We start from the raw sequence: 23747 nt of genomic DNA on the forward strand, positions 1-23747 counted from the left end.
TGTGTGGTCGCGGTGTCGTCGCGGGACGTGCTCCTCCGGGAAACGCGGAGGGCGGAGGGAATCATTCCTGCCCCGGGGCGTCGTACAGGGGAACGACAGGCCCTACTCGCCAACATGGCCCGTACGCAGGACAATGTGCCTCTCAGTCATGTTCTCGGAGGGGGACAACACATGCGGGAGAGCCACCGGGCCGAGGCCGAGAGGCTGTTGGTGCGCGCCGTGGAGGAAGAGGTACGGCGGTCCGGCGGGCGGACCGATGCGAACGCACTGCTGGCGCGCGGACGCGGGGCGCTGGACACGATGGCGGCCGGGGCTGCCGAGGAGTACGCCACCTACACCCAGGCCCTGGACGCGGCGCAGGCGCAGGTGGTGCCGTTGTCGGAGCGGTTCAGCCGGCGGAACATCGGGACGCCCGCCCTGGTCACCTCCGTCGCCGCCGTTGCCGCGATCGGGGCCGATGTGGCGCTGGGCGCGGCCACCGGGGTGGCCTTCGGGGCGGGTGCCGTCGTCGCCGTCGCCGGGGCGGCCACCACCGTCGCCAAGGTGACGGCGGGGCACTGGCCGGCCGCGCACCGCAGGGCCGGGGCGGCCGGCCAGCCGGGCGGGACCGAGCAGTTGCGGCTCCAGTGGCTGACGGCGCTGGAGGTACGGGGCATCCGCCCGTTCCTGGACCAGCAGCGGGTGCTGACCTCCGCTTCCCGCCGTACCGGCAAAAAGGCCTCCGCCGTACCGCAGTTGCGCGGTGGGGACCGGAGCGCGGCGGCCCGTCGGCGTACCGTCCTTGAGCAGTCGTTCGGCCATCTGCCCGAGCCCGAGGGGGTGTTCGCGGGGCGGCGGTCCGAACTCGCCCAGATCGCCCAGTGGGTGCACGCGGCCCGCGCCTCGACCGAGACCAGGCCGACCGTCGTCGTGCTGCACGGTGCGCCCGGATCCGGCCGCACCGAACTGGCGGTACGCGCCGCGCACCAGCTCAGGGACCAGTTCCGGGGCGCCTGCGTGGTCGACCTGCGCGGCAACTCCACGCTGGAGTCGCCCCTTTCGACCCGGGACGCGCTGCTGCACCTGCTGAACCGGCTGGGCGCCCCGCGTGAGCAGTTGCTCTTCCGGGAGGGTTCGTCGCCGGAGCAACAGGTGCGTCGGCTCAGCGAGTTGTATCACCAGCAGCTGACCGGGCTCCCGGTGACGGTGGTCCTCGACGACGCCTCCGACCCCGAGCAGATCCGCACCCTGGTGCCCGAGCGCTCCGACAGCCTCGTCCTGGTCACCACCCTCGCCCCGGTCGAGCTGCCCGCCGAAGTCCCCGCCTGGGTACACCAGTTGCCGGTGGAGGCGCTGGACGGCGCGGGCGCGGAGGAGCTGCTGCGCGCGGCGGGAGGGAACGGGGGATCCGGAGAGGCGGACGGAGCCCTCTCCGGAGGAGCGAACGGGGCGGCGTCGAGCGGGCCGTACGACGCCCAGTCGGCCGACCGGGTACGGGAGTTGTGCGGCGGCCTGCCGCTCGCCCTCCGGGTCGCGGGCTCCTCGCTCGGCGGCGGGCGCTCCGCGCACCAACTGGCCGCGGATCTCGACGCGTACGGCCCGGTGGAGCCCGTCGAGCGCGCCCTGTGGCTGCGCTACACCGACCAGAGCGACCAGGCCCGCCGGCTGCTGCGGCGGCTCGCGCTGGCCGGGCGCGCCTCGCTCGGCGCGGGCGCGGCGGCGGCGCTCCTCGACACGGACGAGCGGACGGCGGGGCGGCTGCTGGCGGCGCTCGCCGACGCCGGGCTGGTCGAGCACGTACGCGGCAGCCGCTACCGGCTCCACGCCGTCGTACGGGTCTTCGTGCACGCGCGGCTCCGCGAGGAGGAGCCGGCGGAGGAGCGTACGGCCGCGCAGGAGCGGCTGATCCGGAACTACGGCGAGCTGGCCGACTCGGTGATCCGGCTGGTCGACGGGAAGACCTCGACCCGCGCCGACCTCTTCAGGACGGCGGCCGGCGCACACGGTTTCACCTCGCTCGACGCGGCGCTGCGCTGGCTGGACGACGAGTCGAGCGCCATCACGGCCACGCTGCGCCACGCGGAGGGCGTGGACCAGCAGGCGGTGCTCGACCTGCTGGGCGCGCTCTGCGACTACTGCCTGCTCCGCGGCGACCTCTACCGGCTGGGCGAGATCAACGAGTTGACGCAGGCGGTGGACCAGGGGCTGCTGCTCCGCTCCGTCCAGTGGCGTACCGGCATCGCGGCGCGGAACCTCGGCGAGCTGGACAAGTCCCGTACCACCCTCACCTCCGTGGTGGGCCTCTACCAGGAGGCGCAGCACGAGGCGGGCGCGGCCCGCGCGCTCTGCTCGCTCGGCATCACCCTGCACCACCAGGGCAATCTGAGCGAGGCGGCGGCGAAGCTGCGCGAGGCGCTGGCGCTCCAGGAGACCCCGTCGCTCGCGGGCGACCGGGGCTGGACGCTGCACGCGCTGGCGGCGGTGGAGCGGGACCGGGGCCATGCGGCCGAGGCGTACGGGATGCTCACCCGGGCGCTGACGCTGCACCGCGAGAACGAGTCGATCCACGGCGAGGCCTGGGGCCACTACCAGCTCGGCCAACTGCTGCTGCGGATGGGCGATGTGGTGCGCGCGGATTCCGAACTGCGGGCGGCGCTGGGCCTGTACGAGCAGACCCGGGACGGCCGGGGGGTGGCGTGGGCGACGACGCAGTTGGCGCGGACGCGGCTGGTGGCGGGTGAACCGGCGCAGGCGGCCGAGCAGTTGCGCGAAGCGCTCGCCGGCCACCGGGACAACGAGGACTCGCGCGGCGAGGCGTGGACCCTGTACTACCTGGGCCAGGCGCTGGAGGAGGGCGGCGACCGCGACCAGGCGGTACGGGAGCTGGAGCGGGCCCGCACGATGTTCTCGCGGATGCGGGACGTGTACGGTCTCGCCTGCGCCCGCCACCACTCGGGCCGGGTCACCCGCGACCAGCGCGCCGCGCAGACCGGCAACCTGCGCAACTCCGGCTTCGCCCGGCAGCTCCTGGTCGACGCCCGCGCGGACTTCCGCCGGATCGGGGTGGCGCACGGCGAGGCGTGGACCTGCCTGGAGCTGGCGATCATCGACGCGGGCAACAATCGCGCGGCCCAGGCGCTGACGCTCTGCGACGAGGCGGTGGCGCTCTTCACCTCGTACGACGACCGGCGCGGCGCCGACTGGGCGCGCTTCCTGCGCTGCACGCTGCTGCCGTACGGCTCGGCGGGCGGTACGGAGGTGGGCTCGGTCGTGGCCGAGCAGGAGGTGTCCGAGCTGGCCTCGGCGGAGCGCGACCACCCGGCGCGCGACGGCAAGCTGCGGGACTCGCTGACGGCGTTCTCGGTGATGCTGGGCCGGGGCGTGCGGCTGGAGGACGGATGGCAGGCCTGGGACCTCGGCATGGTCCCGAACCGGCACGCGCGCGAGGTGATGGGCGTACCGGTGGAGGGGGCGGCGGCGTAGGCACCGCCACGGCCCGGCTGTGGCTCAGGGCACACGGCCGGGCCGTACCGTACGGACGGTACGGGCGCACGGGTCACGCCGTACGGTACGAGCGCACGCGTCACGCCGGGCCGTACCGTACGGGCACCCGCCGGGCCGTACCGTACGTACAGCACGTACAGCCGCGCAGGGCGCAGGGCGCAGGGCGCGCGGGTACGTACGGAGGACCGGCGGCCCGCCGACGCCAGGTCCTAGGCCTTCAGGGCGGCCGAGGAGGCCGAGGAGCCGGGCCGGGGCTTGGCCGACGCCTCCTCCGGGGCCTCCTCGAAGTCGACCCGGCCCATGTGCCGGGTCATCGACTTCATCAGCAGCCACACGCCGGCCGCCATCACCGCGAAGACGATGAACCCGAGGACGCCCGGCGTCACCTTGTTCTGGTCCAGCTCCTGCGCGAGGGGGACGAGCTGCGTCATTGCCTGCGTTGCGTGGGTCGCATCCATGTCAGGCATTGTCGCGGATGCCCGCGAAGAGGTCGCTCTCGGGGAGGGAGGTGTCCACGAGCGACTTCGCCAGCTCGTACTCCTCCGTCGGCCAGACCTCCCGCTGGATCTCCATCGGGATCCGGAACCAGCCGCCCTCCGGGTCGATCTGGGTGGCGTGCGCGATCAGCGCCTTGTCCCGGATCTCGAAGAAGTCGGCGCACGGGATGTACGTGGTGAGCGTCCGCTCCGCCCGCTCCATCTCCTTCCACCGCTCCAGCCACTCGCCGTACGGGGACTCCAGGCCCCGGGCGAGCAGCGCCTCGTGCAGCGCGACCGTACGCGGCCGGTTGAAGCCCTGGTTGTAGTAGAGCTTCGAGGGCTGCCAGACCGGGCCGAAGTCCTCCTCGGGGAACTTCTCCTTGTCGGCCGCGCCCTCGAACGCGATCATGGAGATGGTGTGGGTCATGATGTGATCGGGGTGCGGATACCCCCCGTTCTCGTCGTACGTGGTGATCACCTGCGGCCGGAACGCGCGGATCGACCGGACCAGCCGCCCGGCGGCGGCCTCCGGGTCCTCCAGCGCGAAGCACCCCTCGGGGAGCGGCGGCAGCGGGTCGCCCTCGGGGAGCCCGGAGTCGACGAAGCCCAGCCACTCCTGCTGGACGCCGAGGATCTCCCGGGCCTCGTCCATCTCCTTCTTGCGCACCTCGTGGATGTTCGCCTCGATGTAGGCGTCACCCTGGAGCTTGGGGTTGAGGATGGAGCCGCGCTCCCCGCCCGTGCAGGTCACGACCAGCACGTCCACCCCCTCGGACACGTACTTGGCCATCGTGGCCGCGCCCTTGCTCGACTCGTCGTCGGGGTGGGCGTGAACGGCCATGAGTCGTAGCTGCTCAGTCAAGACTCGATCCTCAGTGATGTGGCGCTTGGGTCGGCTTCTATAGTGACGGATATCGGGGGACGGAAATTCCGGCCGGCCCGGTGCTCTCCCTGTCCGAGAGGAACGATCAATGGCGGCGGTACGCGAGGAGGCTTCCGGGGAAGCTTCCGGGAAGGCTCCTGCCGGGCGGTACGGCCGCTCCTCGGACGAGCTCGCGGACCGGCGGCTGCTCCGGCTCGGCGCGGTGCTGGGCGGGCTGCTGCTGGTACTGCTGGGCTGGTACGGCTACCACTATGTCGTCGACCGGAGTGTCTCCGGCGAGCTCATCAAGTTCAAGCGGATTTCCGACAGCGAGGTCCAGGCGCATCTGGAGGTCCGCAAGGACCGGGAAGCGAGCGGGAGCTGCACGCTGCGTTCGCTGTCGGAGAGCGCGGCCGAGGTGGGGCGCAAGGATGTGCGCTTCGGGCCGGGCGAGACGCGGATCGACGAGATCGTCACCATCCGTACGACGGCGAGTGCGACCAGTACGGAACTGGTGGGGTGCACGACCGACTGAGGCGGGCCGGGGCCCGGCCCTCGCGGGAAGCCGCAGGAGCCCGCACGAGCCCGTGAGAGCCCGCACGAGCCACGACCCCGTGAGAGCCGGCAGGAGCCCGGAAGAGCCCCGCGGGAGTCACGGTGTGTGACGGCTCGCGCGGGAGCGCACCGCTCGGCTCCGTGGCCTCACGCCGCTGACCTGCGCCGACGCAGGTCCGCCGCTAATTGTCCTCCCCCTTGCGCCACGAAATTGTTAGGCTCGTGGTTTCGCCCACCCGAGACGGCACATGCTTCTGGGTAGGGCGTTGATTTGTATCCCCAGCACCTACGAGGAGCACCAGTGACCCAGACCAGCGACAACGTCACCTGGCTCACCCAGGAGGCGTACAACCAGCTCAAGGCCGAGCTGGAGTACCTGTCTGGTCCCGCGCGCACGGAGATCTCCACCAAGATCGCCGCTGCCCGCGAGGAGGGCGACCTGCGGGAGAACGGCGGGTACCACGCGGCCAAGGAGGAGCAGGGCAAGCAGGAGCTGCGGGTACGCCAGCTCACCCAGCTTCTGGAGAACGCGAAGGTCGGCGAGGCCCCCACGGCCAGCGGTGTGGTCGCCCCCGGCATGGTCGTGACGATCGCCTTCGACGGCGACCCGGACGACACCCTCGACTTCCTGCTCGCCTCGCGCGAGTACGCCAGCTCCGAGATCGAGACCTACTCGCCGCAGTCCCCGCTGGGCAGCGGGGTGAACGGCAAGAAGATCGGCGAGGACGCGGAGTACGAGCTTCCGAACGGCAACAAGGCCCGGGTGAAGATCCTTGAGGCCACGCCGTACCAGGGCTGAGCCCGCCGCGGGTACGTCTACGCGGGTACGTGTACGCGGGGACGAGCGCAGGTACGTACGGACGAGCGAGTACGTGGAGGGCCGGTCCGCACCCGACGGGTGCGGACCGGCCCTCGGCCGTCGGTGCGGCCCGGCGGTCCGGCGGCCGGCCCGGCGGTCCGGCTCGGCTCAGCTCGGCCGGCAGAGCAGCGGCTTGGCGAGCTCCGCGCACGGCCGGTCGCCGTGGGAACGGATGAAGTCCTTGCCGACCTCGTTGGCCAGATAGCGCAGGAACCCGGCGGCGAGGGAGTCCGCGGGCGGCTCGCCGTAGGTGTACGCGAACTCGGTCTGCCAGTACGGGTACGCGCCCTCGTCCGCGCCCGCCAGGGTCGCCGGGTACCCGTCGATCCGTACCTGCTGGACGTCGTCGCGGGCGGTGACGGCGCCCACCTCGCTGTGGCCCAGCGCGCCGGTGGTGGCGGCCACGGTGTCGAGCAGGGTCGTCGTGCTGTCGACCTCGCACCGCCCCGGCTTTCCGGCGTCCAGGCCCGCGCAGTCGTTCGCCGTGACGCCCAGGAGCTGCTTTCCCGCCAGGACCTGGTGTACGAGCGTGGTGCGGGTGCCGGAGCCCGGGTTGCGGCTGATCAGATGGATCGGGACATCGTTCCCCTTCACCTGCTTCCAGTTGGTGATCTCCCCCGCGTAGATGGCCCGCACCTCCTTCAGCGACAGGTCCTGGACGCCCGCGTCCTCGGCCACCACGAGGGTGAAGAGGGAGAGCGCGATGGGCCGGGGCAGCAGTTGCGGGCGACCGTCGCTCTTGGGCCCGTCGCTGAAGGCGAGCCGGTCGCCGAGGCCCTGGCTGCCGGTGAGTTCGGCCTTCGCGCCCGCTTCGGCGAGGGTGTTCAGCCCTGACACACTGCCCTTGAACGAGTCGGCGGTGACGGGGATGTGCGCCCCGGGGCAGGTCCGCTCGTACTGCTTCGCCGCCTCCTTCAGCACCGGCGCGAACGCGGTGGAGCCGGAGAGCGTGAGCGTGCCCTGCGCACAGTCGAGCGGGGCCGCGTGGGCGTCGTCGCGGGTGAAGGTGAGCAGCGACTGTACGGCGCCGACCAGGACCAGGACGGCGAGGAGCACCTGGACCGGGCGGGAGGCGAAGGGGTAGTACTCGGTCCGCTTGATCGTCCCGCCGCGCACCCCGCCGACGATGCTCGCGTCGACCTCCGGGTCGGGGAACGCCTCGTCGATGTGGGTCTCGTCGCGCTCCAGGATGGCGAGGACCTTGTAGTGGTCGCGGCGGTTGAGCTTCACCTTGGGGAGTTCGATGAGCCCGTCGGTGACCCCGAGCCCCGGCACCACCACCGGGTTCCCCGCGTCCCGGCTCTCGCCCCGCTGGGTGAAGAATCCGCGCAGCTCGCGGCGGCTGAGCTCGGTGACGACCATGCCGACGACGCGGCGCCCCCGGCACCGTATCCGGATCCCCACGGGGCCGCCGGCCGGGGCCAGGTAGTCGTCCTCCACGATCGGCGCCCAGCCGCTGTTCTCGATGCGGAGCAGGATGAACGACGGGTCGCGCAGCGGGGCGCGGTCGGCGCTCTGCATCTGCTGGAGGACCCCGGCGTACGGGGAGGCCTCGGCGTCCCGGGCGGTGGTGTCCATCTGGACGCGGTAGCCGAGCCGCTTCCGTCCGGCGAGCAGGAACTCCCAGAAAGCCGCGGCGATGGGGACGGCCAGGCCGAGCACGGCGACGGCGGACTCCCAGGAAAAGCCGTTCACGGCCAACTCCCCGTACGTGTCGGGCGGATGGGAACGCCATGGTGACGAGAGACACGGCCGAAGTGCCAGGAAAAACGCGATTCTCCTGGCCTTGTTCACCTATGTGTCACTTGGCACACCGGGAATTTCCCCGGGGGATGAGGAGTGGATCCCTCCGCCTTCCCTCCGCCTTCCCGCCGCTTTCCCGCAGCCTTCCGTCGGTGGCCCGCCGCGTTCCGCCGGCCGCCCCGGCGCCCTCCGGGTCACTCCAGGATCGTGTACCCGGCCGCCCGCAGCGCCGCCGCGACCTCCTCGCAGTGTTCGGGCCCCTTGGTCTCCAGGTGGACCTCCACATCCGCCTCGGAGAGCCCGAGTCTCGGGTCCGTCCGCAGATGGCTGACGTCCAGGACGTTCGCGTCGGCCACCGAGAGCACCCCGAGCATGGTGGCGAGCGCCCCCGGCCGGTCCGTGACGCGCAGCCGCAGGCTCAGATAGCGGCCGGCCGCCGCCATGCCGTGCCGCAGGATGCGCTCCATCAGCACCGGGTCCACATTCCCGCCGGACAGCACGGCGACGACCGGCCCCCGGAACGCCCCCGGGTCCGCGAGCAGCGCGGCCACCGGGGCGGCGCCGGCCGGTTCGACCACCAGCTTCGCCCGTTCCAGGCAGAGCAGCAGGGCGCTGGAGAGTTCGTCCTCGGAGACCGTACGGACCTCGTCCACCAGCTCCTGGACGATACGGAAGGGGATGTCGCCCGGCCGGCCCACCTTGATGCCGTCGGCCATGGTCGGGAGCGGGTCGACCGAGACCGGGTGGCCGGCGCGGAGCGAGGGCGGGTACGCGGCGGCCCCCGCGGCCTGGACGCCGACCACCCGGACATCGGGGCGGAGCGCCTTCACCGCGACCGCGATGCCCGCCGCGAGCCCGCCGCCGCCGACCCCGACGACGATGGTCCGCACCTCGGGGCACTGCTCCAGGATCTCCAGGCCCACCGTGCCCTGCCCCGCGATGATGTCGGGGTGGTCGAAGGGGTGGATGAAGACGGCCCCGGTGGTGCGCGCGTACTCCTCGGCGGCGGCCAGCGTCTCGTCCACGACCTGGCCGTGGAGGCGTACGTCAGCGCCGTAGTCACGGGTGGCCGCCACCTTGGGCAGCGGCGCCCCGACCGGCATGAAGACCGTCGAGCGGACACCGAGCAGCGTGGAGGCGAGCGCGACGCCCTGCGCGTGGTTCCCGGCGCTGGCCGCGACGACGCCCGCCGCGCGCTCCTCCGGGGAGAGCCCGGCGATCCGTACGTACGCGCCGCGGAGTTTGAAGGAGCCGGTGCGCTGGAGGTTCTCGCATTTGAGGAGGACCGGGGAGCCGACGAGCGCGGTGAGGTGCCGGCTGCCTTCCAGGGCGGTGGCCCGGGCGACACCGGCGAGCATCTTCTGGGCCCCTCGGATGTCGTCGAGCATCAGGGGGTGCGGGGAGCGCCCGGAGTGCCCGGGGTGACGGAAGGAGGGGGAGGGGCGGGACGTACCGAAGTGCATACGGCAAGTCTCGCAGCAGGCGGGGGGTGCGCGGGCGGCCTGTGGACAACGGTGCCGGGTGACGGGGTGACGGGGACGTTGCGCGGTTCTTGCCCGTGACCACCTGGCAGGTTGCACGCAGGGTGTCCGGCCGCTGTCCGCCCGCGCACGCCTCGCGCACTTCTCCTCCACCTGGTTTCCACAGGGCAGGTACGGTGCGGGCCCCGGCCGCGTACTCTTGTCCCCCACACCACCCGGCCCCGTATGAAAGAGCCTCCAGCCATGCCCCCCATTCAGGACATGACTTCCGCTGCGTCGGCCGCCGGGGAGGAGCCCGCCGAGCCGTCCGGCGGCGGCTCCGGCTCCGCTCTCCTCGATGCCCTCCAGCATCAGGTGGCCCTCTTCGCGCGGCGGGCCGAGCAGACCCGGATGGGCGGCGTCGGCCAGGTCCGCAACTCGATGGACCGCGCCGCGTATCTGCTGCTCAACCGGCTCGACCAGGAGGGCCCGATGGGCGTCAAAGCGCTGGCGGCGGGGATGGGAATCGACTCGTCGACCGTGACGCGGCAGGTCGCGCCCCTGGTCGACACCGGCCTCGTCAAGCGCACCTCGCACCCGGAGGACGGCCGTGCGGTGGTGCTCCAGCTCTCGGCGCGCGGGCTGGCCAGGCTGGACGAGGTGCGGGTCTCGCGGCGGGCGCTGATGGCGCAGGTCACGGCGGACTGGACGGAGGAGGAGCGGGACTCCTTCACCACCCTGCTCACCCGCCTCAACGGAGCGTTCTCGGCGCGGGCGGCCCGGCTGCCGGCGGGAGACGTGGAGCCGGGCGGCGAGGCGGGGGAAGGGCCCGCGGCGGAGGAAGGGCGTGGCACGCCCTCTTGACCCGGATGGGCCGGTCGGCCTGATATGAGGTGGTGCGAGAGCGGCGGTCGGCCTCGGATCTCCGCCGTGCCCGGGAGTTCGATGCCTTCGCCGCGGGCGCGGCAGGCCGGCTGCTGCGCACCGCCGCGCTGCTGACCGCCGAGCCGCCCGGCGCCACCCCGCGCGCCCAGCGGCTGCTGGTCGCCTCGTTGGCCCGTACATACGCGGAGTGGGGCCGGCTCCGCGACGCGGACCCGTACGACCACACCCGCCGTGACCTGGCCCTGCGCTTCGCCCACGGGGCGTGGCGGGCCCGCTGGACGGAGCGGGACGGTGCGGGCGGTACGGCCGCTCGGAGCCAGGAGAACCGACCCCCGTATCCGAGGAGCCCCCTCGGCTCCCTCACCCCTCAGGAGCGGCTGGTCCTCGTGCTCCGCCTCCATGAGGGGCTCGCGGAGGAGCAGACGGCGTCCCTGCTCGGCCTCCCCGAGGACCGGATCCGCGCCCTCTGCGCCCGTGCGATGGCCGCCCTGCGCGAGGGGGCGCGCCCGCCCCGCGTACCCCGCTCCGGTACCGGCTCGCGGGAGGCGGGACGGTGAGCGGGTCGAGCCGCAAGGAGGCGGAGATACGGCGGCTGCTCGACGCGCCGCCGTACCCCGCCGTCCCCGCCGGCCTCGTCGCGCGGGCGGCCCGGCGCGGCGCCCGGCTGGAACGCCGCCGCCGGGCGGCGCGCCGGGTGGTGTGGGCGGTGGTGGCGGCGGGGGTGATCGTCTTCGCCGTATGGGCGTGGCAGGCGCACCCGTGGTCCCCGCCGCCCGCGAAGACGACCCCGCCGCTGGAGGGCTGGTGACGAGGCCGCCGAGGCCCGCCCCCCGTCCCCGCCCCGCCCCCTCCCCCGTATGAACGCCCCTTACCCCAGGGCCTGCTGGAGATCGGCGAGCAGGTCGTCGGCGGACTCGATGCCGACGGAGAGCCGTACCAGATCGGCGGGGACCTCCAGCGGGGAGCCGGCCGCCGAGGCGTGGGTCATCCGGCCCGGGTGCTCGATCAGCGACTCGACGCCGCCCAGCGACTCGCCCAGGGTGAAGATGCGGGTGCGGTCGCAGACGGCGACCGCCGCCTCCTCGCCGTCCGCGACACGGAACGAGACCATCCCGCCGTACGCCTTCATCTGCTTGGCGGCGGTCTCGTGCCCCGGGTGGCCGGGCAGCCCCGGGTAGAGGACCTGGGAGACGCGCGGGTGGCGGGAGAGCAGTTCCGCGACGCGGGTGGCGTTCTCGCTGTGCCGGTCCATGCGGACGGCGAGCGTCTTGATGCCGCGCAGCACCAGCCAGGCGTCGAAGGGCCCGGCGACCGCGCCCATGGCGTTCTGGTGGTACGCCAGTTCCTCGCCCAGCGCCTCGTCGGCGACGACCAGGGCGCCGCCGACGACGTCCGAGTGGCCGCCCATGTACTTGGTGGTGGAGTGGACGACGACGTCGGCGCCGAGCGCGAGGGGCTGCTGGAGGTAGGGGCTCGCGAAGGTGTTGTCGACGACGAGCTTCACCCCGGCCGTGCGCGCGATGCCCGCGAGGGCGGCGATGTCGGTGATGCCGAGCAGCGGGTTGGAGGGGGTCTCGACCCAGATGACCTTGGTGCGGAGGGTGAGCGCGGCCTGGACGGCGGCGGGGTCGGAGGTGTCGGCGACCGAGAAGTCCACGCCCCAGCGGGAGACGACCTTGGCGAAGAGCCGGAAGGTGCCGCCGTAGGCGTCGTCGGGGATGACGACATGGTCGCCGGGGGCCAGCACCGTACGGAGGAGGGTGTCCTCGGCGGCGAGCCCGGAGGCGAACGCGAGTCCGCGCCGCCCGCCTTCGAGGGCGGCGAGGTTCTCCTCCAGGGCGGTACGGGTGGGGTTGGCGCTGCGGCTGTACTCGTAACCGCCGCGCAGCCCGCCCACGCCGTCCTGCTTGTAGGTGGATACCTGGTAGATGGGCGGGACGACGGCGCCGGTGAGCGGGTCGGGGGTGTTGCCCGCGTGGATGGCGCGGGTCTCGAAGTGGTGGTGGGGCTGGTGGCCGTGAGGGTGCTGGTCGGTCATGGGGCGAGCGTAACGCCGTCCGGCGGCGGGCGGCCGGGATGGCTGGCGCCGGCCGGGTGGTGGCCGGGGCGGTGGCCGGTCGGTGGCCGGGGCGGTGGCCGGTCGGTGGCCGGGGCGGTGGCCGGTCGGTGGCCGGGGTGGTGGCCGGTCGGTGGCCGGTCGGGTCGGTGTCAGCCTTCCCGTCGCTTGGCGGGGTTTCCGGTGCGGCGGGTCCCCTGTGCCGTCTGCGCCTGGAGGCCCTTGATGTGCCGGCGGGCGAGCGACATGAAGCGGCGGGTCGCCGGGGAGAGCCCGCCGCTCGCCCGGGTGATGAACGCGAACTGCTCCTTGTACGGCGGGTCGAGGGGCGCCACGGAGATCCGGTTCGACTTCTCGTAGGGGCGCGCGACGAAGTAGGAGACCAGCGTGTCGCCCACCCCGTTGAGCGCGAGTTCGAGCGCCGCCGTCTGGAACTCCACCTCGATCTCGGGCCTGATCTCGACGCCGAGCGCGGCGGCCCGCTCGGAGAGACCCCGCCGGAGCGGGTCCTCGGTCCGCCAGTGGGCCTCGGAGAGGATCAGCCGCGCCTGGGCGAGGTCGAGGATGGTGACCGGCTTGGCCGTGTGCAGCGGGTCGGCGCTGGCGTAGACGACCTCGTCGACCAGTACGGCTTCGCCGACCTGGAGTTTGTGCTCGTCGATCGGCAACTGCACCAGACCGGCTTCGAGGTCGCCGCGCCGCACGCTCTCCGCGACCTCCGACGAGTTCAGCCCCACGATCCGGACCCGGACCTGCGGGTGGAGGGTACGGAATTCGGAGAGCAGCGGCACGAGCAGATACAGGTGGGCGCTGCTGAACGTACCGAACAGCACCTCGCCCCGGGAGAGGGCGCCCGCTTCCCGGGCGGTGGCGGTGAGGTCGTCGGCGCTGCGGACGGTCTGTTCCGCGAGCGGGATCATGAGCCGGCCGAAGTCGGTCAGTTGCAGTTTCCGGGTCGTACGGCTGAACAACTGGGCGCCGAGGGTCCGTTCGAGCCGCCGGATCTGGTCGGAGAGGCTCGGCTGGGCCACGAACTCGACGGCCGCGGCGGCGGAGAAGGAGCCCGTCTCGACCGCGCGCAGGAAGTAGCGCAACTGGCGGAGGGTGGGGCCTTCAGCCATGGCCGCCGCCGTGCCCGTGGGTCTCGTGGGTCTCGTGGGTCTCGTGGGTCTCGTGAGCAGCATGGGCCCTGTGAGCCGCCGGAATCGAGCCGGTCATCGGGGTGTGATCCAACGTAAACACAGCCTCTCGATTCATAGGCTGAACCTTGAACTGTTGGCGACGGTATCACCGTAGACGAGCCCATTGAGACGCCACAGACTGAAAACCGGCAGCTCCGAGGTGACCTGCCTCACTCCACAGAGGTTCACGCAAAGGATTTGTCTATGCCCATGGGTTCAGAAGCGAGGACCGCGATCGTGACCGGCGCGGCGAGCGGCATGGGCCGCTCCACCGCGGAGGCGCTCGTCGAGGAGGGCTGGGACGTGCTGGCCCTCGACCGCGTGGAGACCCGGTTCGAGGTCGCGGGGGTGAGCGTCCGTACGGTCGCGGTCGATGTGACGCGCCGGGACGAGGTACGCGACGCCATCGCCGCCCACCTCGCGGGGGCGCCGTCGGGCACAACGTCGGGCCCGGCCTCGGGCCCGGCGAAGTCGCTGGGGCTGGTCGCGAACATCGCCGGGATCTACCCGCCGAGCACGCTCGGGGACTTCACGGAGGACCTCTACCGCCGGGTGTTCGACGTGAACGTGCTCGGTGTCCTCAACGTCACCGCCGAGGCCGTGCCGCACATGGCGGAGGGCGGGGCCGTCGTCAACTTCGCCTCGGTGGACGCCTTCACGGTCTCGCCGGGCCAACTCCTCTACGGGGCGTCCAAGGCGGCCGTGGTCATGCTGACCAAAGAGCTGGCCCTGGAGCTGGCACCGCGGCGGATCCGGGTGAACGCGATCGCCCCCGGCTGGGTCAGCACGCCCGGCAACGCGGCGACCGGACGGATGGATGCCGCGGCGGCCTCGATCCCGCTGGGCCGGGTGGCCCGGCCCGAGGAGATCGCCCGTTGGGTGTCGATCCTCGCGGGCCCGGACGCGGCCTTCATGACGGGCGAGACGGTCGTCCTCTCCGGCGGCGACGTCATCCGCTGACCGCCGGACCTCGCCCCCGCCACAACTCGCCTGCCACAACTTGCCGGAAGGAACAGAAGAGACCCCATGAGCAGCTACTGCGTCATCGGCGCCGGGGCGGCCGGCCTGTCCGCCCTCGATGTCCTCACCGCAGCCGGCCACGAGGTGGACTGCTACGAGAAGAGCGACCGCGTGGGCGGGCACTGGAACACCGACTACGACGCCCTGCACCTGATCACCGCGCGCGACCAGACCGTCTTCGAGGGCTACCCCATGCCCGAGGACTACCCCCACTTCCCCCGGCGGGACCAGGTCCGCGACTACATCGCCGGGTATGCCGGCGCCCGTGGCCACGACCGGCGGATCACGTTCAACACCGAGGTCCTGTCGGTCACCCCGGCCACCCCGGCCGCTCCCTCCGGGACGGACGGGGACGACGGGAGCGCGGGACCGGTGGGATCCTCCGGCTGGACCGTCACCACCACCGCCGGAACCCGTACGTACGACGGCGTCCTGGTCGCCAACGGACACCTGTGGGACCCGAAGATCCCCGCCGTCCCCGGCACGTTCACGGGCAAGCAGATCCATTCGAGCGGCTATCAGAACGTCGGTGACATCGAGGGCACCCGGGTGCTGGTGGTCGGCGCGGGCAACTCCGGGTGCGATCTCGCCGTCGACGTCGCCCAGCACCGGCTGGAGGCGGACATCGTCGTACGGCACGCCCCGTACTTCCAGCCGAAGACGTACTTCGGCCGCCCGCGCCAGCAGTTGGACTTCCTGGCCGAGTTCTCCGCCTCGGAGCAGGACCTCATCGCGCGGCTGCTCGCCCGCGTCTCCATCGGCCGGAACTCCGACTACCCGGGCCTGCCGGTGCCCCGGCACCAGGCGCTGGCCGACGGCCCCGCCGTCGTCAACGACCTGCTGCTGTACTGGATCCACCACGGGCGGGTCCGTGCCGTCGGGCACGGCGTCGAACGCTTCGACGGGCGCACCGTGCACTTCGCGGACGGCTCCAGCAGGGAGTACGACACCATCCTGTGGGCCACCGGCTTCCACCCGACGCTGCCGTTCCTCGAAGACCGGCTCGTCCCGAAGCGCGCGGGCCGTCCGCTGCGTCACGGCGGCGGCATCGTCCCCCAGGGGCTGGAGAAGCTGTACTTCATCGGGCTGGCCGCGCCGCGCGGCCCGCAGATCCCGGTCTACGGCGTCCAGGCGAAGCTCGTCGCCCGGATGGCCGCCCTGCATGAGCGCGCCGGTGCCGGTGGCGCGGGGATCGCCGCCTATCTGGGACGGCTCCAGGAGGCTGACGACCGTATCGACATCCCCCGCGACATCTGGAACGCCCAGATCGCCGACACCGAGCGGCTGCTGGACGCGTACGAGGCCGGCCCGGTCCCGACCCCCTGACCCCAGGCGTCTCGCCCTCCTCATAGCCCCCCTCCCTCGACCCCCACCCCTCAACCTCTCCCCCTCACTCCCTCCCCCCCTCCCCCCACGGAATCACCCGAGCACCCGCCGCTCCAGAAGAACAGACGACCCACCAGTGCCAGCACCATAAGAACCAAGAAACATGAGGAACCCCCGATGACCGCTCACCTCCTCGACGACAGTCCCCTCACCGGACACCACAAACGCCTGATCACGGCGTGTTCCGGCGGCCCCTTCCTGGACGGCTTCCTCCTGACCATCATCGGCGTCGCCCTGACCGGGGCCGGCGAGGATCTCGCGCTCAGCGCGAGCATGGTCGGCGTCGTCGGTGCCGTCTCCCTCATCGGGCTCTTCGTCGGAAGCCTGGTCTTCGGCCCGGTCACCGACCGGATCGGCCGGCGGGTGATGTACACGGCGGACCTGGTGGCCCTGATCGTGGGCTCCGTGCTCTGTCTCTGGGTCGACGCCGGGTGGCAGCTCATCGTCCTGCGGTTCGTCATCGGCGCGGCGGTGGGGGCGGACTATCCGATCGCGACGGCGCTGCTGACCGAGTGGATGCCCAGGAAGTACCGGGGCGCCATGATCGGCCTGCTCTCGGCGGTCTGGCTGATCGGCGCCGTCGTCGCGTACCTCGTCGGGTACGTCCTCACCAGCGTGTACGGCAACGGTTCGTGGCGGTGGATGCTCGCCAGCGGTGCGGTGTTCGGCGTGATCATCCTCTTGTTGCGGCTCGGTACGCATGAATCGCCCCGGTGGCTGATCGCCAAGGGCCGGGTGGAGGAGGCGCGTACGGCGGTCTCCCAGGTCCTGGGCCGCGAGGTCACCACGGCGGAGATCAGCGCCCTGGCCGTGGCCGAGGAGCCGAAGCGGAAGGCCGGGTTCACGACCCTCCTGCGCGGGGTGTACCTGCGGCGGGTGCTGTTCTGCGGCCTGTTCTGGATGTGCTTCGCGATCCCGCAGTTCGCCCTGTTCACGTACGGTCCGATCATCCTCTCCCACCTCGGTTTCGGCGACGACACCGCCGGGGCGACGCTCGGCCAGATCATCCTCAATCTGGGCTTCCTCATCGGGTCCTTCCCCGGTATGCGGTGGGTCGAGTCGCGTGGCCGCAGGCCGCTGATCCTCGGCAGCTTCTTCCTGGGGGCGCTCGCCCTGATCCCGCTGGGCGTGTGGCCGCACGCGCCCGCCCTCTTCATCATGGTGTTCTTCATGCTCTTCGCCATGATCAACGGCGCGGGGAACATCCTGGTGTTCATCTACCCGAACGAGCTGTTCCCGACCCAACTGCGGGCGAGCGCCGTGGGCCTCGCCACCGCTGTCAGCCGGATCGGCGCGGTCATCGGCGTCTACCTCGTCCCGGTGGCGCTCGACGGGATCGGCACCGGGCCGACGATGCTCATCGGCGCCGGGATCACCGCGCTGGGCTTCGTGATCAGCTTCTTCTGGGCGGAGGAGACCCGCGACCGCCCGCTGGCCGGCGTGTCCGCCAGCCGGCCCGCCGCGCCGGCCACGCTCACCGGCTCCTAGGACGTCCGCCTCCGGAGGGAGCCGGGGTTTTCCACAGGGGTGGAACAAGAACCCGGGTCCGGGACAATGGACACATGGAGATTCTCTGGTTCCTGCTCGCGATGGGTCTGCTGGCCGCGGTCATCGCTCCGTACGTACGGCGCCGCCGGGGCGGTATCCGTCTCGCCGCGCCCGGCTCGCCCGACGCCGCCGACCCGGCCGCGTACGGCTTCGTACGCCAGGAGGAGCTGGACATCCGGATGCCGGGCCCGGACCAGGATCTCCTGGATGTGCTCGATGTGGTGCAGCGCACGCAGGACTGGCGGGCGGCGTCGCAGTTGCTCGCGGGGACGGACAAGGAGGGCGAGGTGCGCTGGCAGCGGGTGCAGGCGTTCGCGGGCGCGGCCTCGCTGGAGTTGCGGGAGAAGCCCGGTGTCGGAGGGGCGTGGCTCCGGGCCTGGCGCTCGGAGGCCCCGAAGGACGCGGGCGGGGCCGCGGTGCACGCGGAGTTCCTGGTGCAGCAGGCGTGGCGGTCGTCGGCGGCCGGTTCGGACGACTTCAGGATCATCCTGGAGGAGGCGTGGACGGTCTGCGGGACGGCGGCGCTGCTGGCGCCGGGCGACCCGGTGCCGTACATCGTGGAGCTGGCGGTGGCGCGCGGACTCGGGTATCCGCGTGAGCAGTTCGACCAGGTGTGGGCGAAGGTGATCGACCGCGCTCCCGCGCATATGGGGGCGCACTTGGCGGCGCTGCACTACACGTGCGAGAAGTGGCACGGCTCGCGCAAGGACGCCGACGAGTTCGCCACGGCCGCCGCGGCGCGCGCCCCGCAGGGTTCGCTGCTGGCGGCGCTGCCGCTGTTCGCGGTGTACGAGCATCTGCCCGAGGTCAACATGGTGCAGAGCTTCTACCAGAGCGCCGTGGTGACCAAGGCGGTGGAGGGCGCCCTCTTCGCCGCCCACGCGGCCCACCCGGCCGACCCGATGCTGCCGCACGTCCAGCACCTGCTGGTCCTCTTCCTCGTACGGTGCGAACGCTGGGCGGAGGCGATGAACCAGCTCGTACGCGTGGACGGCCACGTGGGCGCGCTCCCCTGGACCCTTGAACAGGACCCGGCGGCCCAGTACACGGTCTACCGCGCACTGGCGGTAGCCGGCTACGAGGCGAACGGCGGCAGCCCGGCAACCCTGCCCCGCTGACCGGGTCGCCCGTCGGCGGTGCCTCCCGCCTCGTCCTCCCGCCTCTTCGCCCTCCACCTGCACCGGCAGGAATACACAGGAATCAGGATGGCCATGACCAACCTCCTCCCCATGATCGCCGTCGCGGTCCTCACCTTTTTATGGTCCAGACACCGGACCATCCGTGCCCGCGTCAGACAGTCGGCCCGCTCCATAGAGCTGGGGCTGCTGCCCATGAAGCGACTTGACGCCGACTACTCCGCGCCTCCTCCACCCGAGTTGACGGACGCCCTCGCGGCGGCGCGGTCCGGCGAGTGGGAGGCGGCGGCCAGTCTGCTAGCCGGGACCGGCACGGAGTGGGAGCGACGTTCCTGGTATGCGAACGCACTGGGGAGTGCCGCGGCCAAGAGCGACGGCTGGCTGGTCGCCTGGGAGACGGCACGCCCTGATGACCCCGACGCGGCTGTCGTCCGTGCCCAGAGCACGGTGGCTCTCGCCTGGGAGCGGCGGGGCAGCGGATGGGCCCGCCGAACGAGCCCGCAGCAGTTCGAGGACTTCCACCGGACGCTGGCCCGCTCCCGGCAGGAGATCGCACGGGCGGCGGAACTCAATCCGCAGGATCCAACGCCGTACCTGATCGAGATCTGGGCGGCTCTCGGCCTGGGCTATCCGCACGAGGAGATGCACCGCATCTGGGCGGAGGTGAAGGACCGCGCCCCGGACCACTACCAGGCTCACTACAGCGCCCTCCAGTACTGGTGCGCGAAGTGGCGGGGCTCCCACGAGCTGGCCCGTTCGTTCGCGATACGCGCGGCGGCGGACGCGCCGCTCGGCAGCCTGCTGTCGGCCCTTCCCCTGCTCGCGTGGTTCGAGGCCGACATCGACGACTCGATGGACGCGTCGGCGTACCGGAGCCCCGCGCTGACGGCCCTGGTCGACGCCGCGCTGGCCGACACGGCAGCCGCCGCCAAGGACCATCCGCACCTCGCCGAGGTGCGGCACCTGCTGGCCCACTTCCTGGCCAAACAGGGCAGGCACGAGGCGGCGCTGGAACAGTTCCGGCTGGTGGACGGCTATGTGGCCGCAGTGCCGTGGGTTTACTTCGAAGACGTCAGGCGCGCCTACACGGAGGCACGCGAGAAGACGGTCCGCGCAACGGCGTGAGCGGCGGGTCAGGGGCCGGCACGGACGGACCGTCCCCCTCCGCCCGGAATGCACCGCAAGATCCACACGTTGTCCGTGGAGGTGGTATCGCGACTCCGTTGTGGTATCGCCACTCCGTTAGGGACAGTCCCCCCATCCGAGGAGAGCAGCCTCATGTTCCTGTCATCCCGCCGCACCCCCGAGCTGCCCACAGCCGAGCAGGCCCTGCGGGGAAGGCCGGAGCCCGTGTTCGCGGTGCCCGCGCGTCATACGGTGCTCGGCAATCCGCTGGTGGGGCCGTATCCCGAGGGGCTGGAGGTCGCGGACTTCGGCCTGGGGTGCTTCTGGGGGGCCGAGCGGAAGTTCTGGCAGACGGAGGGTGTCTGGACGACTCTCGTCGGCTACCAGGGCGGCTTCACCCCGAACCCGACGTACGACGAGGTCTGCTCGGGCCTGACGGGACACACGGAGGCGGTACGCGTCGTCTTCGACCCGAAGGTGGTGTCGTACGCGGAACTGCTGAAGCTCTTCTGGGAGTCGCACAACCCGACCCAGGGTTTCCGCCAGGGCAATGACGTGGGCACGCAGTACCGCTCGGCGGTCTACACCCACTCCCCCGCCCAGGCGGAGGCGGCGGAGGCCTCCCGCGCCTCGTACCAGCAGGTCCTGACGGGCAGCGGCTACAAGACGATCACCACGGAGATCCTCCCGTCGGAGGGCCGCCCCTTCTACCCGGCGGAGGAGTACCACCAGCAGTACCTGGACAAGAACCCGGCGGGCTACTGCGGCCTCGGCGGCACCGGCGTCTCCTGCCCGATCGGGGTGGCACCTGCTGGGGCGTGAGGCCCCACCGGCCCTCTCGGGGAGCTACGGTTCCACTTGGGCTCGGACGCGATTCCCACCCCGTCGTCGCGACCGAGTACCACCGGATGTCCGAGGAGCAAGCGTGAGCACGGGATACACGACCTCCTGGACGATCCCCGAGGAGCACCGGGCCGACCCCGCGTACATCGAGGCCGGGGCCGCCATCGCCCTGGGCCAGGCCGTCCACGACCGCCGCACGGCGCTGGGCATCTCCCAGGCCGAGCGAACAGGCCTTCACAACTCTGAACTTCCGACGAGGTCACCCGTCACGACCCGTGTGACGTGCTCAACCGGTGCGCATGTGCCACGCATTACGCGCGTAACCCGGTGAAAGGACTGAGCCGCTCCCTCAAGAATGATTAAAATCATCTCCCAAGGCCGGGGCACTGTGTCATGCAGTGCCCCGGACCCAGTTGGGTGCCCGGGACCCCTTGCGTCCCGCCGGATCCGCGGCCGTGGGAGAGCGATGTCGTTCGAGGAAGAGTGGGTCCAGCAGAAGCGGGCGGTGGCGGACGGCCAGTCGTCCGACACACGGCTCAACCAACTCCCGGCGGAATCCGGCGGTTCCGCACCGCCAGGAGTGGGCGATCCGGACCTGGCCACCGCCCCCGCCGCGAAGAAGAAGGCGGCCAACACCATCGAGAACCAGCTCGAACCGGGCACCAAGAAGGCCGCGGACACCGCCGACGAGCCCACAAGTGTCGCCGTGGCGGAGTTCAAGGGCTGGGACACCGGCACCGGCCTGAAGAAGGCCCACGAGCACTGGGACACCCAGGTGAAGCGGCTGATGGGCCGGCTGAACTCGGAGAAGGTCTCCCTGCGGAACACGTCGAATCTCTTCGCGGGCCAGGACCTGGCCACCGAGGCCGGATTCGCCCCGCTGCGATCCAAGATCGACGGGATCTAGGGAGAGGGAGGGAGCGGTGCCGGGCTACTACGAGGTCATGCACATCAAGCTCGCCGAGCTGACGGCGGCGGCGGACGGCTGGAAGGACATGGCCGGCCAGTTCAAGAAGCTTGAGGACCTGTACGAGGAGGAGGTCCAGAACGTCGCCTCCGGGAGCGGTTCGGGGAACACGTGGACGGGTGAGAGCGCGTCGGCCGCCACGTCGAATTTCGCCATGACGCGGGGGCAGTTCGCCGCGGCGCGGAAGGAAGCGCTCGGCATGGAGTCGCTGCTGCGCGACGCCTATGCGACGTTCACGGACCTCAAGGGGAAGGTGAAGTCGGCCGTCGCCGACGCGGTCAAGGCCGGCATGAAGGTCTCCGACCAGGGTGTCGCGAGTTACGACTACAGCAAGGTCGACGCCGCCACCGCGAACAGCGTGCGCCACGACCCGGGTCTCGCGGACATCGAGCACTCCTACACCCGGAACATCATGGCTGCGGTGAAGGTGGTTTCCGAGTTCGACCAGGACGTCAAGGTGGCCCTGCTGAACGCGTCGGGCGCCGACAACCCCGCGCTCTTCGGGTTCAACCCCAGGCCCGTGGGCGATGTCCAGGCGGTCGAGGCGCTCGCCCTCACGGAGAAGATCGACGCGGGCAAGGCATCGGAGAAGGAACTCAAGCGGTACCGCGAGGTCCTGAAGGAGAACGGCGGGGACAAGCACTTCAGCGAGGCGTACCTGAACGCCCTGGGCGCGGAGGGCACGGTACGGCTCGCCGACCAGATGAACCTGGCGGCCCACGAACGAGGCGCCTCGGCGGGCGAGAAGAAGTTGTACGAGTCCATCAGCACAGGTCTGGCCACCACGGTGGCCTCCGGCACGAAGGACCCGGACAGCTACGTCTACAAATCCTTCATGAAGGACCTGCGAGACGTGGGCGCCAGCGAGGTCGGCGACCGTCCCCACCTCACATCGGGGTACCAGGCGCTGGTGACGCTGTTGCCGAACGGCGAGGGATACGGAAAGCAGTTCCTCAACGATGTGGGCGACGACCTGATCAAGGCCGAGCAGGCGACCCCTCGGGCATGGTCCCGCTTCTACGACCCCAGCCGCCCCAACCTGGTGAGCGACCCGCTGGACAGCCTGCTCCAGGTCATGAGCAACGAACCGGACGCGGCCACCTACTTCCTCGACCCCGAGGCCGAAGGCAACAAGAACGGCCACTTGAAGTACCTGCTCGCAGACCGGGAATGGCCGGAGACCCTGGTGATGACCCCCGGCGGCGGGATCACGGACATCGGCGGTTCCGACCGGGCGGAGGGCCTGGGCGCCGCCATCGAAGCCGCCGCCACCGGCAAGGAACCCGGCACCGAACCCGGCGAACCCGGCCCGCACACCGAGGGCCAGGCCCGCGTGATGCACAACGCCATCAGGATCCTCGACGACGACATGGGCGGCGACGAGTTCCCCGAGAACCTGGAGAACCTCCGCCGGCCCATGGCCCGGGCCCTCACCGACTACGTCGCCGACACCCACATCATCCTCAACGGCCAGGAGTCCGCCTACGGCGGCGTCCGCGGCGCCGACAACATCAACGGCTCCGGAGACAAGGCGCACATAGCCGTCGGCCAGGCCAGCCTCGTACGCGTGATGCGCGGTATAGCGGACGACGCGCCTTCCTTCTCACTGCTGTACGAGACGGAACGGGCGTACGGCGCGGATCAACTCGCCCAGGCTCCCGCTTACCACGGTGACACAATGCATGGAAACAGCGCGGACTGGGATCATCGTGCACGAGAGATAGGCGTGGCTACCGGCGCTCTCAATGGAATCGGTGCTGACGTGTACAAAGACAAGGAAGAGGACAGAGTGGAGTGGGCGGAGGACACCGCCGAGTATTCCTCTATTGTCGCAAACGGACTCATCGGAGAGATCCCCATTCTAAGCACTGCGGGAGGCGCATTGATCGACTCCTTTAAGTATGACTGGACCAAGGATGTTGTCAGCGCCGCCGAAGATCAGGGAAAACAGGATTCCAGCAAAAACTTCGGCGCGGGCGCGGATGGAACCAATTCACTGATGGACAAATGGAGAGACCAGAATGAAAATTCAGCCCCCAGCGCGTTCAGATCGGCGAAGGACAGCGCAGGCGAGGGCTATATCGCAGGGCGGGAAGCGGCCCGAGCGCACCTTCGGTCCTAACGCCGGAAGATTTCTGAAAATTTTTGCCGCCGTCACC

20 protein-coding genes are annotated in these 23747 nt (G+C 71.3%); 14 read left to right on the forward strand and 6 right to left on the reverse strand.

Annotated elements, in window-relative coordinates; genetic code table 11:
* Positions 1-171: 171 nt before the first annotated feature.
* Complete coding sequence (locus tag AB0O07_RS16215; RefSeq protein WP_365632796.1) at positions 172-3462, forward strand: tetratricopeptide repeat protein; 3291 nt, start codon at positions 172-174, stop codon at positions 3460-3462.
* Between the two features lie 230 nt (positions 3463-3692).
* Here AB0O07_RS16215 and AB0O07_RS16220 read toward each other — a convergent pair whose 3' ends face one another.
* Positions 3693-3950 (reverse strand): hypothetical protein, encoded by a 258-nt coding sequence (locus AB0O07_RS16220; RefSeq protein ID WP_365632799.1) that lies wholly within the window; start codon positions 3948-3950, stop codon positions 3693-3695.
* On the reverse strand, positions 3943-4824 hold the full coding sequence (gene mca, locus AB0O07_RS16225; RefSeq protein WP_365632802.1) for a mycothiol conjugate amidase Mca: 882 nt from the start codon (positions 4822-4824) through the stop codon (positions 3943-3945). Before mca ends, AB0O07_RS16220 begins: the two co-directional genes overlap by 8 nt.
* Positions 4825-4933: 109 nt before the next feature.
* Here mca and AB0O07_RS16230 point away from each other — a divergent pair, with 109 nt between their 5' ends.
* The gene (locus AB0O07_RS16230; RefSeq protein ID WP_365632805.1) at positions 4934-5359 is read left to right on the forward strand and encodes a DUF4307 domain-containing protein; all 426 of its coding nucleotides are present in this window, start codon (positions 4934-4936) and stop codon (positions 5357-5359) included.
* A gap of 321 nt (positions 5360-5680) precedes the next feature.
* On the forward strand, positions 5681-6178 hold the full coding sequence (gene greA / locus AB0O07_RS16235) for a transcription elongation factor GreA (RefSeq protein ID WP_365632808.1): 498 nt from the start codon (positions 5681-5683) through the stop codon (positions 6176-6178).
* Positions 6179-6346: 168 nt separating this feature from the next.
* Here greA and AB0O07_RS16240 read toward each other — a convergent pair whose 3' ends face one another.
* Complete coding sequence (locus AB0O07_RS16240; RefSeq protein WP_365632811.1) at positions 6347-7933, reverse strand: substrate-binding domain-containing protein; 1587 nt, start codon at positions 7931-7933, stop codon at positions 6347-6349.
* A gap of 242 nt (positions 7934-8175) precedes the next feature.
* A complete protein-coding gene (gene ilvA / locus AB0O07_RS16245; protein ID WP_365633120.1) occupies positions 8176-9369 on the reverse strand; it encodes a threonine ammonia-lyase in 1194 nt (397 codons plus the stop codon).
* A 336-nt stretch (positions 9370-9705) separates the two neighbouring features.
* Between ilvA and AB0O07_RS16250 the strand changes: the two genes are divergently transcribed.
* Genes AB0O07_RS16250 through AB0O07_RS16260 form a run of 3 tightly spaced genes read left to right on the forward strand, consistent with a single transcriptional unit; the run spans position 9706 to position 11134 of the window.
* Complete coding sequence (locus AB0O07_RS16250) at positions 9706-10305, forward strand: MarR family transcriptional regulator (RefSeq protein WP_365632814.1); 600 nt, start codon at positions 9706-9708, stop codon at positions 10303-10305.
* A gap of 32 nt (positions 10306-10337) precedes the next feature.
* Positions 10338-10883, forward strand: coding sequence for a sigma factor-like helix-turn-helix DNA-binding protein (locus tag AB0O07_RS16255; RefSeq protein ID WP_365632817.1), 546 nt, complete (start codon positions 10338-10340; stop codon positions 10881-10883).
* Complete coding sequence (locus AB0O07_RS16260; RefSeq protein WP_365632820.1) at positions 10880-11134, forward strand: hypothetical protein; 255 nt, start codon at positions 10880-10882, stop codon at positions 11132-11134. Before AB0O07_RS16255 ends, AB0O07_RS16260 begins: the two co-directional genes overlap by 4 nt.
* A gap of 60 nt (positions 11135-11194) precedes the next feature.
* Here AB0O07_RS16260 and AB0O07_RS16265 read toward each other — a convergent pair whose 3' ends face one another.
* Positions 11195-12364 (reverse strand): cystathionine gamma-synthase, encoded by a 1170-nt coding sequence (locus AB0O07_RS16265; RefSeq protein ID WP_365632823.1) that lies wholly within the window; start codon positions 12362-12364, stop codon positions 11195-11197.
* A 170-nt stretch (positions 12365-12534) separates the two neighbouring features.
* Positions 12535-13503 (reverse strand): LysR family transcriptional regulator, encoded by a 969-nt coding sequence (locus tag AB0O07_RS16270; protein WP_365632826.1) that lies wholly within the window; start codon positions 13501-13503, stop codon positions 12535-12537.
* Positions 13504-13773: 270 nt separating this feature from the next.
* Here AB0O07_RS16270 and AB0O07_RS16275 point away from each other — a divergent pair, with 270 nt between their 5' ends.
* From AB0O07_RS16275 to AB0O07_RS16310, 8 genes are all read left to right on the forward strand, one after another.
* Complete coding sequence (locus tag AB0O07_RS16275) at positions 13774-14523, forward strand: SDR family NAD(P)-dependent oxidoreductase (protein WP_365632829.1); 750 nt, start codon at positions 13774-13776, stop codon at positions 14521-14523.
* Positions 14524-14589: 66 nt separating this feature from the next.
* Complete coding sequence (locus AB0O07_RS16280; protein WP_365632832.1) at positions 14590-15909, forward strand: NAD(P)-binding domain-containing protein; 1320 nt, start codon at positions 14590-14592, stop codon at positions 15907-15909.
* A 177-nt stretch (positions 15910-16086) separates the two neighbouring features.
* Positions 16087-17457, forward strand: a complete 1371-nt coding sequence (locus tag AB0O07_RS16285; RefSeq protein ID WP_365632836.1) for an MFS transporter — start codon at positions 16087-16089, stop codon at positions 17455-17457.
* 74 nt (positions 17458-17531) lie between these two features.
* Complete coding sequence (locus AB0O07_RS16290) at positions 17532-18635, forward strand: hypothetical protein (protein ID WP_365632839.1); 1104 nt, start codon at positions 17532-17534, stop codon at positions 18633-18635.
* Between the two features lie 87 nt (positions 18636-18722).
* Positions 18723-19778: a hypothetical protein gene (locus tag AB0O07_RS16295; protein ID WP_365632842.1), complete on the forward strand. Its 1056-nt coding sequence runs from the start codon at positions 18723-18725 to the stop codon at positions 19776-19778.
* Between the two features lie 153 nt (positions 19779-19931).
* Entirely contained in the window at positions 19932-20600 is a 669-nt protein-coding gene (msrA, locus tag AB0O07_RS16300; protein ID WP_365632845.1) for a peptide-methionine (S)-S-oxide reductase MsrA, read from the forward strand.
* Between the two features lie 487 nt (positions 20601-21087).
* Positions 21088-21528 carry a hypothetical protein gene (locus tag AB0O07_RS16305; RefSeq protein WP_365632848.1) on the forward strand — a complete coding sequence of 147 codons (441 nt, stop codon included), beginning with the start codon at positions 21088-21090 and terminating at the stop codon, positions 21526-21528.
* 16 nt (positions 21529-21544) lie between these two features.
* A complete protein-coding gene (locus AB0O07_RS16310; protein ID WP_365632851.1) occupies positions 21545-23710 on the forward strand; it encodes a hypothetical protein in 2166 nt (721 codons plus the stop codon).
* The last annotated feature ends 37 nt before the right edge of the window (positions 23711-23747 follow it).

Source organism: Streptomyces sp. NPDC093085, assembly GCF_040683935.1.
Taxonomy (GTDB): Bacteria; Actinomycetota; Actinomycetes; order Streptomycetales; family Streptomycetaceae; genus Streptomyces.